The 14009-nt window shown below is 65.2% G+C and carries 10 protein-coding genes; 7 read left to right on the top strand and 3 right to left on the bottom strand.

The annotated features are described in order from the left end of the window. Positions 1-9 precede the first annotated feature (9 nt). From ftsZ to ligA, 5 genes are all read left to right on the top strand, one after another. Entirely contained in the window at positions 10-1797 is a 1788-nt protein-coding gene (ftsZ, locus tag SO180_RS13445; RefSeq protein WP_449379302.1) for a cell division protein FtsZ, read from the top strand. A gap of 360 nt (positions 1798-2157) precedes the next feature. Further along, positions 2158-3120 (top strand): UDP-3-O-acyl-N-acetylglucosamine deacetylase, encoded by a 963-nt coding sequence (gene lpxC / locus SO180_RS13440; protein WP_449379301.1) that lies wholly within the window; start codon positions 2158-2160, stop codon positions 3118-3120. Between the two features lie 244 nt (positions 3121-3364). Next, complete coding sequence (locus SO180_RS13435) at positions 3365-4264, top strand: outer membrane protein assembly factor BamD (RefSeq protein WP_449379300.1); 900 nt, start codon at positions 3365-3367, stop codon at positions 4262-4264. 16 nt (positions 4265-4280) lie between these two features. Continuing rightward, positions 4281-5969: a DNA repair protein RecN gene (gene recN / locus SO180_RS13430; RefSeq protein ID WP_449379299.1), complete on the top strand. Its 1689-nt coding sequence runs from the start codon at positions 4281-4283 to the stop codon at positions 5967-5969. A 177-nt stretch (positions 5970-6146) separates the two neighbouring features. After that, positions 6147-8300, top strand: a complete 2154-nt coding sequence (gene ligA / locus SO180_RS13425) for an NAD-dependent DNA ligase LigA (protein ID WP_449379298.1) — start codon at positions 6147-6149, stop codon at positions 8298-8300. Positions 8301-8479: 179 nt separating this feature from the next. Here the strand turns inward: ligA and SO180_RS13420 are convergent, their stop codons facing one another. Further along, positions 8480-9757: a multidrug effflux MFS transporter gene (locus SO180_RS13420; RefSeq protein ID WP_449379297.1), complete on the bottom strand. Its 1278-nt coding sequence runs from the start codon at positions 9755-9757 to the stop codon at positions 8480-8482. A gap of 266 nt (positions 9758-10023) precedes the next feature. Beyond that, positions 10024-11850, bottom strand: coding sequence for an aminopeptidase P family protein (locus SO180_RS13415; protein ID WP_449379296.1), 1827 nt, complete (start codon positions 11848-11850; stop codon positions 10024-10026). A 186-nt stretch (positions 11851-12036) separates the two neighbouring features. Between SO180_RS13415 and SO180_RS13410 the strand changes: the two genes are divergently transcribed. Further along, entirely contained in the window at positions 12037-12219 is a 183-nt protein-coding gene (locus SO180_RS13410; protein ID WP_449379295.1) for a hypothetical protein, read from the top strand. Between the two features lie 132 nt (positions 12220-12351). Here SO180_RS13410 and SO180_RS13405 read toward each other — a convergent pair whose 3' ends face one another. Next, positions 12352-13239: a 50S ribosomal protein L11 methyltransferase gene (locus SO180_RS13405; protein ID WP_449379326.1), complete on the bottom strand. Its 888-nt coding sequence runs from the start codon at positions 13237-13239 to the stop codon at positions 12352-12354. A 170-nt stretch (positions 13240-13409) separates the two neighbouring features. On the opposite strand from SO180_RS13405, the gene SO180_RS13400 reads away from it, so the two are divergent. Continuing rightward, positions 13410-13565 (top strand): Flp family type IVb pilin, encoded by a 156-nt coding sequence (locus SO180_RS13400; protein WP_449379325.1) that lies wholly within the window; start codon positions 13410-13412, stop codon positions 13563-13565. Positions 13566-14009 lie beyond the last annotated feature (444 nt).

Raw genomic sequence — 14009 nt, 5'->3', positions numbered from 1 at the left:
GAGGCAACCATGACCATCAGCATCAACGTTCCTGATATTCACGAACTGAAGCCGCGGATCACCGTGTTTGGCGTCGGCGGCGCCGGCGGCAACGCCGTCAACAACATGATCACGGCGGGCCTTCAGGGCGTCGACTTCGTGGTCGCCAACACCGACGCGCAGGCGCTGACGATGTCGAAGGCGCAGCGCATCGTGCAGATGGGTACGCAGGTCACGCAAGGCCTCGGCGCCGGCTCGCAGCCGAACGTCGGTGCGGCCGCCGCGGAAGAGGTGATTGACGAGCTCCGCGACCATCTCTCGGGCGCCAACATGGTGTTCGTCACCGCCGGCATGGGCGGCGGCACCGGCACCGGTGCAGCTCCGGTGATCGCCAAGACCGCGCGCGACATGGGCATCCTCACCGTCGGCGTGGTGACCAAGCCTTTCCACTTCGAAGGCGGCCGCCGCATGCGCACCGCTGAAGCCGGCATCAACGAGCTGCACAAGGTCGTCGATACGCTGCTGATCATCCCGAACCAGAACCTGTTCCGGGTCGCCAACGAGAAAACCACCTTCGCCGACGCCTTCGCGATGGCCGACCAGGTGCTCTATTCGGGCGTTGCCTGCATCACCGACCTCATGGTGAAGGAAGGCCTGATCAACCTCGACTTCGCCGACGTCCGCGCCGTGATGCGTGAGATGGGCAAGGCGATGATGGGCACGGGCGAAGCCTCCGGCGACAAGCGCGCACTGACCGCGGCCGAAGCTGCGATCGCCAATCCGCTGATCGACGATTCCTCGATGAAGGGTGCCAAGGGCCTCCTGATCTCGATCACCGGCGGCAAGGACCTCACCTTGTTCGAGGTCGATGAAGCCGCGACCCGCATCCGCGAGGAGGTCGACCAGGACGCCAACATCATCGTCGGCGCCACCTTCGACGAAGCCCTCGACGGCCTGATCCGCGTCTCGGTCGTTGCCACCGGCATCGAGCAGGCGGCGATCGCCCGCAACAGCCAGGCCTCCAGCGCACCGGCGGTCGCCGTTGCCGCCCCGCAGGCTCCGGCCGCCGTGGCTGAAACCCGGCTCGCCGATCTCACCGCGCGGTTGCGCGCGGACAACCAGCGGCTCGCCGAGCGCGCCCAGAAGCTGGAAGCGCAGATCCCGCCGGCCGCAGCCGCGCCGGTCGCTGCCGCCCCCATGGCGCCGCGTCCCAATGTCGAGCGTGCCGCATTGGCTGCGATTGCCGCCGCTGTGGCTCCCGAAGTGCCGCATGCCCCGGCGCCCCAAACCTATGGCGACGTCACCGTGCGCCCGATCGCGCAAAAGCCCTCGCTGTTCCCCGAGCCGGAAGCAGCACCCGTCGCGATGCAGGAGCCGATGACGCCGGAAACCTTCATCCCGCCGCAGGCGGAGCGTCCGCCGCTGCGTGCGCCGCGGATGCCGCGCCTCGAGGACCTGCCGATGCCGGCTCAGGCCGAGATTCGCCAGGGCCGCGAGGCCGAGGACGAGCCGACCCAGAAGACCCGCCTGTCGCTGCTGCAGCGCCTTGCCAATGTCGGCCTTGGCCGTCGCGACGAGGAGAGTGAGCCGCCGGTTACGGCGCGCACCACCGGCCCGGCGATGCCGCCAATGCCCGAGCGCAAGCCGCAGCGCAGCGTGGCTCAGCAGATCGCAGCCAGCGATCCGGTATCGGAGTATGCCCGCCGGCCGGCGCCGCAGGGATTGGACGTCCATGGCCGCCCTGCGCCTGTTGCGCCGGGGCCACAGGGAGACGACCATCTTGACATCCCGGCCTTCCTCCGCCGGCAGGCGACGTGAGGATTGTTACAATCCTCCGAGCGGAAAAGGTCCTGGCGAATCGATCGCCGGGACCTTTGCTTTTGGCCGGGAGGATTCCGGGCTGCGAGACCAACTGACTGATTTTAAATGATTAATTATGTATTCCGTGGTGGAGTAAAGTTGCCGAAACCACCTCCAAACGTGGCGCAAATTGGTTCACGCCACGCCCGAATGCGGCAGAGTTGGGGTAACAATTGGTAAAAAAGCGTGAGTTGGCTTGTTTGGGGCAGTGACTATGGTCTGCGCGTGACTTGGGGATACGGAGATTCGAGCTGGTGCCTCGGACGGCCAGTTCGGTTCAGTATAAGTCGCAGTGGGTCGTAGGGTGGGCAGTTCCCGATGAAATTTAGCCGGCAAACAACGCTCCGCGCGCAGGCCACAGTGGTTGGCGTCGGCGTTCATTCCGGTCTCCCCGTCACGCTGACCTTGGGGCCTGCACCTGTCGATGCAGGCTTGGTTTTTGTCCGCACTGGTCTCGAAGGTTGCGACCGCGAAGTGCAGGCCACCGCCGAACAGGTCATCGCAACCGATTTCGCGACCGTGCTTGGCGACCGCGACGGCGCACTGGTGTCGACCGCTGAGCACGTGCTTGCGGCACTGCGTGGCATGGGCGTGGACAACGCCACCATCGAAATCGACGGTCCGGAAGTTCCGATCATGGACGGTAGCGCAGCGGCGTTCGTCGCGGCGATCGACCAGGCCGGCATCGTCAGCCAGCCGGCACAGCGCCGGTTCATCCAGATTTTGAAGCCGGTCTCGGTTGCGATTGGTGATTCCTTCGGCGAGCTGCGGCCTTACGCCAACGGCTTCCGTGCCGAGGTCGAGATCAATTTCGCCAATCCCGTGATCGGCCGGCAGGCCTACACGTTCGAGCTCAGCCCGGAGCGCTTCCGCCGCGAGATCGCGCGGGCCCGCACCTTCGGCCTGATGTGCGATCAGGCGCGTCTCTGGAGCGCGGGCTTTGCGCGCGGCGCCTCCTTCGAGAACACCGTCGTGTTTGACGAGGAGCGGCTGCTGAATACCGAAGGTCTGCGCTACGCCGACGAATGCGTGCGCCACAAGGTGCTGGACGTGGTGGGAGATCTGGCGCTGGCCGGCCTTCCGCTGCTCGGCGCCTACCGTTCGGTCCGCGGCGGCCACAAGCTCAACCACGCCGTCCTGACCGCGCTGCTTGCCGATCGGACTGCCTGGCGGGTGGTAGAAGGTGAGGCGGCTCGCCGCACCACGCGTCCGGTGGTCGAGGTCGGCAGCGGTATCGTGGGTGGCCGGATTGCCGCCGCCTACGGGCCGGACGTGTCCTGAACGGCCGATTCCGGCCGCTTTGGCTAGCCAGCGCATTTCCTGGTAACCATGATCGACTAGCTTCAGTGCACCGTCGCCTTAATCCGGGCGAAATGCCTGCCTATCCGGGACGTTACCGATCGTTTTTGGGCTATACCGGCTTGGGTCGCATGGCAGGGCGCCGAAGCACGGCAAACAGATTTCGCGGCCGTGGCGGGGTCATGGCGTGGCGGGCAGCGCATCACAGGGCGTCAGGTCTTAATTTATGTCAGCACAGCGTATGACGCGCGAATCACTCACGGCTTCGCTCGCGCCCTCGGCGCGACGGTTGCTGCAGGCTGCCACGTTCCTCGTGCTCGCGCTGCCGCTCGGCGGCTGCGGCGCGGGCGAACTGTGGGACAAGTTCACCGCCAAGGACGACACCTTCGTCGAGGAGCCGGCCGACAAGCTCTACAATGAGGGCCTGTACCTCATGAACGAGAAGAAGGACATCAAGGCGGCGAACAAGAAGTTCGAGGAGGTCGACCGGCAGCACCCCTATTCCGACCTGGCCCGCAAGTCGCTTCTGATGTCGGCTTACGCGTCCTACCAGGCGGGCGACTATGACAGCTGCATCGGCTCTGCGAGCCGTTACGTCACCCTGCATCCCGGCAGCCCGGACGCGGCCTACGCGCAATATCTGATCGCGGCCTCCCATTACGACCAGATCCCCGACATCAGCCGCGACCAGACCCGCACCGAGAAGGCGATCGCCTCGCTCGAAGAGGTGGTGCGCAAATATCCGAACTCCGAATACGCGACCAGCGCCAAGGCCAAGATCGAGGGCGGGCGCGATCAGCTCGCCGGCAAGGAGATGGCCGTCGGTCGCTATTACGCGCAGAAGCGCGACTTCACGGCCGCGATCAACCGCTACAAGACCGTGGTCACGCAGTACCAGACCACGCGCCACGTCGAGGAGGCGCTCTACCGCCTGACCGAGGCCTATATGGCGATCGGCATCGTTGGCGAGGCGCAGACCGCCGCCGCCGTGCTCGGGCACAATTTTCCTGACAGCCGCTGGTACAAGGACGCCTATAATCTTGTAAAATCCGGCGGTCTCGAGCCGAGCGAGAATCAGGGGTCCTGGATCAGCAGGACCTTCAAGAAGATGGGCCTCGGCGGCTAGGAAATTTTGGGGTTCCATGCTGGCGCGTCTGTCGATCCGTGACATCGTCCTGATCGAACGGCTCGATATCGAATTCGCGACCGGCCTTGCGGTTTTGACCGGCGAGACCGGCGCGGGAAAATCCATCCTGCTCGATGCCTTTGCGCTGGCGCTCGGCGGCCGCGGCGACGCCGGCCTCGTGCGCCACGGCGCGGAGCAGGGGCAGGTCACGGCCGTGTTCGACGTGCCCAAGGCCCATCCCGCGACGAAGATCCTCGCCGAGAACGGGCTGGAAGAGGCGAGTTTTGCAGATTCTTGCGAGATGATCCTGCGCCGCGTGCAGCTCGCCGACGGCCGCACCCGCGCCTTCATCAACGACCAGTCGATCAGCGTGCAGACCCTCAAAGCGGTCGGTGCCGCGCTGGTCGAGATCCACGGCCAGCATGACGAGCGCGCGCTGGTCGATGCTTCCACGCATCGCCGCCTGCTCGATGCCTTTGCCGGGCTGGAGAAGGATGTCACGGCCGTTGAAGCGCTGTGGGATGCGCGGCGCACCGCCAACACCGCGCTGGAGGAGCATCGCGCCGGCATGGAGCGCGCCGCGCGCGAGGCGGATTATCTGCGTCATGCCTCGGACGAATTGAAGCAGCTTGCGCCGAAGGACGGCGAGGAGACCGCCCTGGCCTCCCGCCGTACCACCATGATGCAGGGCGAGAAGATCGCCTCCGACCTGCGCGAGGCGCAGGAAATCGTCGGCGGTCACAATTCGCCGGTCGCGGCTCTTTCGGCGGCAGTGCGAAGGCTGGAACGCCGCGGCGTCAATTCACCGGCGCTGGTCGAGCCCGCGGTGAAGGCGATCGACGCCGCGATCAATTCGTTGGAGGAGGCCGACCAGCATCTCCAGGCCGCGCTCGCCGCCACCGATTTCGACCCCTTGGAGCTCGAGCGTATCGAGGAGCGGCTGTTCGCGCTGCGTGCAGCCTCGCGCAAATATTCGACGCCCGTCGATGGCCTGGCAGCGCTTGCCGCGAAGTACGCGGCCGATGTCAGGCTGATCGACGCCGGCGCCGAACAGTTGAAGAAGCTCGAGCAGTCCGCGATCGAGACTGATGCGCGCTACGCGGCAGCTGCCGAGAAGCTCTCGGCTGCACGCCAGAAATCGGCCGAAAAGCTCAACAAGGCCGTCAATGCCGAGCTCGCGCCGCTCAAGCTCGAACGCGCGAAATTCATGACCCAGGTCGAGACGGATGAGCGCGCACCGGGACCGCAGGGGTTCGATCGCGTCGAGTTCTGGGTGCAGACCAATCCGGGCACCAAGCCGGGGCCGCTGATGAAGGTTGCCTCCGGCGGCGAGCTGTCGCGCTTCCTCCTCGCGCTGAAGGTCGTGCTGTCCGACCGCGGCTCGGCGCCGACCCTGGTGTTCGACGAAATCGACACCGGCGTTGGCGGCGCGGTGGCAGATGCCATCGGCGCACGGCTCGCGCGGCTTGCCGGCCAGGTGCAGGTGATGGCCGTGACCCACGCCCCGCAGGTCGCCGCACGCGCCGACCAGCATCTGCTGATTTCCAAGGACGCCCTCGACAAGGGCAAGCGCGTCGCCACCCGCGTCAATGCGCTCGCCGCCGACCACCGCCGCGAGGAGATCGCGCGGATGCTGGCGGGGGCGGAGATCACGGCGGAGGCGAGGGCGGCGGCGGAGCGGTTGTTGAGGGCGGCGACGGCGTAGATCTCGTGTCCCGGACGCGGTGCAGCGCGCAGCGCTGCTCCGCAGAGCCGGGACCCACAATGGTGCCTCAAGATGGGCCCCGGATCAGCAGCGCACCGCTTTGCGCTGCGCAGCGTCCGGGGCACGAGATTTCCACACGCCCTTAACCTCGCGCAGCGTCTGTCGTATTCAACGGTCATGGCAAGAGCAGCAAAATCCAAAACGAAGACGCTTCCCGACGTCGCCGATCTCACCAAGGCGCAGGCCAAGGTCGAGCACGTGCGGCTTGCCCTCGAACTCGAGGGGCACGACAAGCGCTACTATCAGGACGACGCGCCGACGATAACGGATGCCGAATATGACGCGCTGCGCCAGCGCTTCAATGCGATCGAGAAGCGCTTTCCGGAATTCGTCAGCGCCGAGTCGCCGTCGCAGAAGATCGGCGCGGCGCCGTCCGGACGCTTCAAGAAGGTCCGGCACGCAGTGCCGATGCTGTCGCTCGACAACGCCTTTGCGGAAGAGGACGTGCGTGATTTCGTTGGTCGCATTGCGCGCTTCCTGAAGCTTGCCGACGACAGGATCGATTTCTCCGCCGAGCCCAAGATCGACGGGCTCTCGATGTCGCTGCGCTATGAGGGCGGCGAGCTCGTCACCGCGGCGACACGCGGCGACGGCGCGGAGGGCGAGGACGTCACTGCCAACATCCGTACGCTCGAGGACGTGCCGAAGAAGCTCAAAGGCCGCAACGTCCCCGACATCTGCGAGGTGCGCGGCGAGGTCTACATGACCAAGAAGGCTTTTCTTGCGCTCAACGAGCGGCAGAAGGCGGCCGGCGACACCATCTTCGCCAATCCGCGCAACTCGGCCGCAGGCTCGCTGCGGCAGAAGGACCCCGGGATCACCGCCTCGCGCCCGCTTGGCTTCTTTGCTTATGCGTGGGGGCAGATGAGTGCCATGCCGGAGGGCACGCAGAGTGGCATGATCCACTGGTTCGAGCGCTGCGGCTTCAAGACCAATCCGCTGACCAAGCTCTGTCACTCCGTTGAGGAGCTGCTCGCGTTTCATCATTCAATCGAAGAGCAGCGTGCCGAGCTCGACTACGACATCGACGGCGTGGTCTACAAGGTCGACCGCATCGACTGGCAGGAACGGCTCGGCTTCGTGTCGCGCACGCCGCGCTGGGGTATTGCGCACAAGTTTCCGGCCGAGCGCGCCATGACGGTGCTGCGCGACATCGAGATCCAGGTCGGTCGCACCGGCTCGTTCACGCCGGTCGGCAAGCTCGAACCGATCGGCGTCGGCGGCGTGATCGTGCAGAACGTCACGCTGCACAACGAGGACTACATCAAGGGCATTGGCAACAAGGGTGAGGTGCTGCGCGAGGGCCGTGACATCCGGATCGGCGACACCGTCGTGATCCAACGCGCTGGCGACGTCATCCCGCAGGTCGTCGACGTCGTGATCGACAAGCGGCCGAAGAATGCGAAGGAATTCCAGTTCCCGAAGAAGTGCCCGTGCCCGCTACACACCGATGTGGTGCGCGAGGAGACGGCGACGGGCGAGGAGGGGTCGCGCGCCCGCTGCACCGGCGAGTTCGCCTGTCCCTATCAGAAGATCGAGCATTTGAAGCTGTTCGTGTCGCGGCGGGCGTTCGACATCGATGGCCTCGGCGAGAAGCAGCTTCAGTACTTCTTCGACGAAGGATTTGTGAAGGAGCCCGCCGACATCTTCACGCTGCAGAAGCGCAATGCGAAGCTGAAGCTGGAGGAGATCGAGGGTTACGGCGAGACCTCGATACGCAACCTCTTCGGCGCCATCGAAAGCCGGCGCAACATCGCGCTGGAGCGCTTCATCTATGCGCTCGGCATGCGTCATGTCGGCGAGACCACGGCGCTCGCGCTGGCGCGCGGCTATGGCTCATGGGATGCCTTCCACGACGCCTGCCTGAAGGTCGCTCACGGCGACGAGGAGGCAATTGCCGACATGGATGCGCTGGACCAGATCGGCGACACCGTGATCAAGAGCATCGCCGACTATTTCGGCGAGAGCCACAACCGCGGCATCGTCGAGCGGCTGACCGGCGAAGTCGACATCATCGACGCCGAGAAGCCGAAGAGCAACTCGGCCGTCGCCGGCAAGACCGTGGTGTTCACGGGCTCGCTGGAGAAGATGACGCGGGATGAGGCCAAGGCGACCGCGGAACGGCTGGGCGCGAAAGTGTCGGGCTCGGTGTCGAAGAAGACCGATCTCGTCGTCGCCGGCCCCGGCGCAGGGTCCAAGTTGGCTGACGCCAACAAGCACGGCGTCAAGGTGCTGACCGAGGATGAGTGGCTGAAGCTGATCGGGGAGTGAGGTTTTGGCGCTCGCTGCTGCCTCTTGCTTCGCCGTCATCGCCCGCGCAGGCGCAGGCGGGCGATCCAGTATTCCAGGGGCCGTGCGAGGATACGGAGAGGCCGCGGCGTACTGGATCCCCCGCTTTCGCGGGGGATGACACCGAGAGTGTTGGAACAGCTGTCGCTCGCGGCGACCCCTCACATCATCCCGCTCTCTTCCTCTTCCGCCTGCTCGATCAGTTCTTCGCTGACCACGACCTCGCGTCGCGGCACGATGAAGATCATGGTGGAGGCGCACAGCAGTGAGATCGCCGTTATCGCTGAAGTCAGCGGCAGCGTCGTCGTGGAGTGGCCGCCGAGATAGGCGCCGAATTGCGATACCAGCGACCCGATGCCCTGTTGCAGGAAGCCCATCGCGCCTGACGCAGTGCCGGCGGCTTCGGGGCGGACGCTGATGGCGCCCGCGGCCGAGTTCGCCATCACGAAGGCATTGCCGACCATCACGATCATCTGCGTGCCGAACAGCCAGCCTGGTGCCTCGTTCCAGCCGGTCAGGCTCCAGACAAGGTTCAGGACGCTGCCGCTGAGCTGCAGTGCGAGCCCGAACCAGATCAGCCTCTCCAGCGAGTGCCGCGGCGAAAAGCGCACGCAAAGGAGATTGCCGACCAGATACGCAAACGCCGTGGTCGCGAACCACGCGCCATATTCGGCGCTGCTGCGGCCCATCTGCGTGACCACGATGTAGGGGCCGCCACCGGCGAAGGTGAAAATGATCTGCGAGGCCAGCACCTGGCACAGCACATAGCCGACGAAGGCGCGATTGCGGATGAGGCTGCCGACGTCGCCGCGAAAGCCGCTGCCGGCGGCGCGAGCGCGGCGCGTCTCGGGCAGCGTCAGCGCGATGCCGACGGAGACTAAGAGCGAACCTCCCGTGATGGCGTAGAAGATCGCGCGCCAGCCGAACGCAGTCTCGATCAGGCCGCCGGTCAGGGGTGAGAGCATTTGCGCGATCATCATGACGGCGACGACGAGGCTGATCATCGCGCCGACGCGCTCGCGCTCGTAGAGGTCGCGGATGATGGCGCGGCTCACCACCATGCCCGTGGCACCGCCCAGCGCCTGGAAGAAGCGTGCTGCGATCAGTTGCGGCAGGTTATCCGCGAAGATGCAGGCGATGCTTGCCGCGACCATGAGCGCGAGCCCTGCGAGCAGCACCGGTCGCCGGCCGAACCGGTCGGACAGCGGTCCCATGATGATCTGCGAGCAGGCGATGCCGACCATGTAGAGCGACACCGTCATCTGCGCGACCGAGATGTCGCGACCGAACGTCGTCGCCAGCACCGGCAGCGCCGGAACCAGCATGTAAAGCGAGATCGGCGCGACGCCGGTCATGGCGACGAGCAACATCAGCATCACGCGAGAGGTCGCGAGGTTCTGTTGCGCCGAGAGCGTCGGCTTGCCCATCATGCCATGCATGGATCGACACTAGCCGCATGACGGGATCAGCGAATACCGATGTTTCGGAATACGGCCATGCGCGATGCCGGCACCGCAAATCTACCGTCATCCCACGAGGCGTCGCCACAAAACAGGTGTCATCGCCCGGCTCGACCGGGCGATCCAGTACGCCGCGGCTTCTCAGGATACGACCAGTGCCTCTGGAATACCGGATTCCCCGCCTGCGCGGGGAATGACAGCGGAGGTTGGGGCGAGAGTTGCGGCGAACGCGACGGTGCTATGCACTATGTCAGCTCCGCCGTCGCCTCATCGAGCCAAGCCTTCGTCGCATCATCGAGCGCCGGCCGCACTTCGGCCCTGACGCGGGCGTGGTAGGCGTTGAGCCAGTCGAGCTCATCCGTGCTCAGCATCGCGACAGCGATCAGGCGCCGGTCGATCGGCGCGAGCGTCAGCGTCTCGAAGGCGTTCATCGGCTTCTCGGCGCCGGCGATGTCGGCGGCAACCACCAGCTCGAGATTCTCGATACGAATGCCAAAACCGTCGGTCTTGTAGTAGCCGGGTTCGTTGGAGAGGATCATGCCGCGCTTGAGCGGCGTGGTGCCGAGCTTCGAAATGCGCGCCGGCCCTTCATGAACGGAGAGATAGCTGCCGACGCCGTGGCCGGTGCCGTGCTCGAAATCGACGCCGGCGGCCCAGAGATATTGCCGGGCCAGCGTGTCGAGCTGCGCGCCGGTTGTACCGTCGGGAAACACTGCGCGTGCGATCGCGATATGGCCGCGCAGCACGCGCGTGAAGCGGTCGCGCATCTCCGCGGTCGGCTCGCCAACGGCCATGGTGCGCGTGACGTCGGTGGTGCCATCCTCATACTGCGCGCCGGAATCGATCAAGAGCAGATCGCCGCGTGCGATCCGCCGGTTGCTCTTGCGGGTGACACGGTAATGCACGATGGCGCCGTTCGGGCCCGTTCCGGAAATGGTCGGGAACGACACGTCCTTTAGTGCGCCGGTGTCACGGCGGAACGTCTCCAGCGCCTCCACTGCGTCGATCTCGGTCAGCTTGCCCGAGGGTGCCTCGCGATCGACCCATGCGAGGAAGCGGGCCAACGCCACCGCGTCACGCCGGTGCGCAGTCTTCGTCCCAGCGATCTCGGTGGCGTTCTTGACCGCCTTCAGCAGCGCCACCGGATCGGCGCCGCGCAGCGGCTTGCCGCCGCCGCTCGTGATCAGCCGGCTGAGCGCGTCGGCGGCCGTCGCATTGTCCAGCGCGATCGCTGCGCCGCTCTTGGCGAGCGCCATCAGCGTCGGCGTCAATGCATCTGGCTCGTGCACATCGGCGGATTGCTCGAGATGGTCGCGCGTCAGGTTGGAGAGCTTTCGGTGGTCGATGAACACGGTCGGCCGGCCGTCCTTCGGCACCAAGGCGTAGGACAGCGGCAACGGCGTGTGCGCGACGTCGCTGCCACGAATGTTGAAGCTCCAGGCCACCGCATGGCTGTCCGACAGCACCAGTGCATCGGCGCCCAGCTTGCCGATCTCGCTGCGGATCTGCGCGACCTTCTCCGCCTCCGCGATCCCCGCATGTTGCAGGGCGTGAATCACGACCGGCGCGATTGGAGCGGGCGGCCGGTCGTGCCAGATGGCATCGACCGGGTTCGAATCGACGGCCACCAGCTCGGCGCCGGCCTTGGCGCAGGCGGCGGATAGGCGTTCGGCTGCCGCAAAAGTGTGCAGCCACGGATCAAATCCTAGGCGGTCGCCCGTCTTCAGATGCGCGGACAGCCAGCTTTCCGGCGGTGGATCGATCAGCGACTCCACAGCCCAGGCCTTTGCGTCGACCTGCTTGGCCGCCTGCAGCGTATAGCGGCCGTCGACGAACACCGCCGCCTCTTGCGGCAGCACGACCGCCAGTCCCGCCGAGCCGGTGAAGCCGGTGAGCCAGGCCAGCCGCTCCTCCGACGGGGCCACATATTCATTCTGCTGCTGGTCGGCGCGCGGAATGACGAAGCCGGTCAGCTTGCGGCGGGCGAGTTCCTCGCGAAGTGCTGCAAGCCGCGCGCTCAATGCGACGCCGGCCTCCGGCTCCTCGAATGTCTGGAAGTGAGCTTCGAACATGCTGTGACTATCTTAGGGTGATGGTGATTGCTCCGCAATGTGGACGCAATCGTTGTGCATTGGCATAGACTGTGCTTGCGAAGTTCCATTCGCGTTGAGTGGAGTAATGGATGCGGCTTCCGCGCTTCGTCCGGATGACAGGGCAAAAGGAGCAAGTGGTTCATCTCAATGGCGAGGGGACACACGATGCCTGCGTTTATGTTTGAAAAGATCTCGCCTCCGGTCCGTCGCGGACCCTCTCCTCCCGAGCCCGAGAAGCCGCGCGGCGTCATCTACCAGATGATCGACCGTTTCGCCGAGCGCCGCGCCAAGCGGATGTTGCGCGAGAAGCGCGTTCCGATTGGCCGCGACGACAAATCGACGGAGTAGCAAGCGCTGCATCGTCGACAGCGTAGTCCGTAGGGTGGGCAAAGCGAAGCGTGCCCACCACTTCTATCGCCCGGTGCGGATCGATGATGGCACGGCGCGCGAAGAGCGCGCCTTTGCCCGCCCTACAGCACCTCACCCCATCTTCCGCAGCAACAGGCTGCTCCAGCCCTCGATCCGCAAGTGCCGCACCGGCACCAGCCCGCGCGCGCGATAGGCCGCGATGACCGCGGGCGCCTGGGGCGTCAGGAGCCCGGAGAGGATGACCTGCGCGCCCGGCGCGAGGCGGCGCGTCATGGGGCCCGCCAATTGCCGCAGGGGGTTGGCTAGAATGTTGGCCAGCACCAGGTCGAACGGTCCCCACGCGGCAAAATCGGGCGCGGCAAAGCCGGTGGCACGGATCGCATGCACGTGGTGACCGGCCTCGTTCAGGCTCGCGTTCTCGCGAGCCACGCGCACCGAGGGCGGGTCGATGTCGCTCGCCAGCACCACGCGATGCAGCGCCTTGGCCGCTGCGATCGCCAGCACGCCGGTCCCGGTGCCGAGGTCGAGCACGCGCTTCGGCCGAGAACCTTTCAAGACATGGTCAAGCAACAGTAAACAGCCGCGCGTCGTGCCGTGATGGCCGGTGCCGAAGGCCAGCGCCGCCTCGATCTCGATGGCCAGCTTGTTCGGTGGCACGCGATCGCGATCGTGGCTGCCATGGACGACGAAGCGCCCGGCCGGAACGGGCACCAGATCCGCAAGGCTCGCCTTGACCCAATCCTTGGCCTCGACGCTGTCGAACACCAGCGTGTCCGCGGTCTGGCTACCTGCCGCTTCAGCGATGATTCCCCTCAGGAAATCCTGATCCGGCGCATCCGCGAAGTGCAGGGTGACATCCCAGCGCCCGTCGGGTTGCTCGAATGCGGCGACCGCCGCGTCACCATCGAAAAAGACCTCGGTCAGGATGTCGACGACACGCTTGGCGGCGGCCTCGTCGCCTATCGCAAAGCTCGCGCGGTGGGTGGGGAATGGGGGCATTTGATTCAAATTTACTCGCTCAATTCGATCCAATTTAATGAGTTATCGCCTCGCATCATTCTCAAAACTTGTGGTTCCCGTGTTTATTCAACTTTAGGTTCCGCTCCGTAGATTACCGGATGTTGGGTGCAGCCAACGAAACTGGAAATTGGAGGCAAATCTTGAAGCGCATGGTTCAAAAGTTCTGGTCTGATGAGTCTGGCGCCACCGCGATCGAATACGGTCTGATCGCAGCCGGCATCGCCCTGGCGATCATTACCGTGGTCAACAACCTGGGTACCAGCCTGAATGACAAGTTCGGTTCAGTTAGCAGCTCCTTGAAGTAATTTCCGCCTCCCTTTTCCGAGCGGGGGCTATTTCATTGAAGACAGCGATCGACGCCCGCGGGGGAACGCCCCCTGCGGGCGCAGTCGTTTCTGACGGTGTCCGGTGGTGTCTCTAAGCTTCGAAAGGGAGTGACGTGTGATAGATGAGAAGCGAAACGCCGCAGACCTTCGTTGGAGCGAAGAAGTCGGCGCGTCAATCGTCGACGAATTGCTGGTCGCAAAATTGATAATGGAAGACCAGGCCGAATGGGCGCGTCAAATAGTGGCCCAAGACCTTCATATCCAACTGGTCTCTGGCCACAGGCCTCCAGATTCAAAGTGAGACGCTACCCGCTGCACAGGGTTTCCCTTCGTTAGCCCAAGGTTTGTCCACCGGCTTGTCCACAGGGATATCCCGGCCGTCGTGCGAGGATGTCCCCAGTCGGTCCCCAGGGTTTCTCCCAG

It is taken from the genome of Bradyrhizobium sp. UFLA05-112 (assembly GCF_053572325.1).
Note: the sequence above shows the minus strand (reverse complement) of the source record. Positions and strands in the feature narration are given on the sequence as shown.

Excerpts from the sequence above, each read along its gene's own strand:
- SO180_RS13405 (WP_449379326.1), bottom strand. The coding sequence starts at position 13,239 with ATGCCCCCATTCCCCACCCACCGCGCGAGCTTTGCGATAGGCGACGAG.
- SO180_RS13435 (WP_449379300.1), top strand. The coding sequence starts at position 3,365 with ATGTCAGCACAGCGTATGACGCGCGAATCACTCACGGCTTCGCTCGCG.
- ligA (WP_449379298.1), top strand. The coding sequence starts at position 6,147 with ATGGCAAGAGCAGCAAAATCCAAAACGAAGACGCTTCCCGACGTCGCC.
- SO180_RS13400 (WP_449379325.1), top strand. The coding sequence starts at position 13,410 with ATGGTTCAAAAGTTCTGGTCTGATGAGTCTGGCGCCACCGCGATCGAA.
- recN (WP_449379299.1), top strand. The coding sequence starts at position 4,281 with ATGCTGGCGCGTCTGTCGATCCGTGACATCGTCCTGATCGAACGGCTC.
- SO180_RS13415 (WP_449379296.1), bottom strand. The coding sequence starts at position 11,850 with ATGTTCGAAGCTCACTTCCAGACATTCGAGGAGCCGGAGGCCGGCGTC.
- SO180_RS13410 (WP_449379295.1), top strand. The coding sequence starts at position 12,037 with ATGCCTGCGTTTATGTTTGAAAAGATCTCGCCTCCGGTCCGTCGCGGA.
- ftsZ (WP_449379302.1), top strand. The coding sequence starts at position 10 with ATGACCATCAGCATCAACGTTCCTGATATTCACGAACTGAAGCCGCGG.
- lpxC (WP_449379301.1), top strand. The coding sequence starts at position 2,158 with ATGAAATTTAGCCGGCAAACAACGCTCCGCGCGCAGGCCACAGTGGTT.
- SO180_RS13420 (WP_449379297.1), bottom strand. The coding sequence starts at position 9,757 with ATGCATGGCATGATGGGCAAGCCGACGCTCTCGGCGCAACAGAACCTC.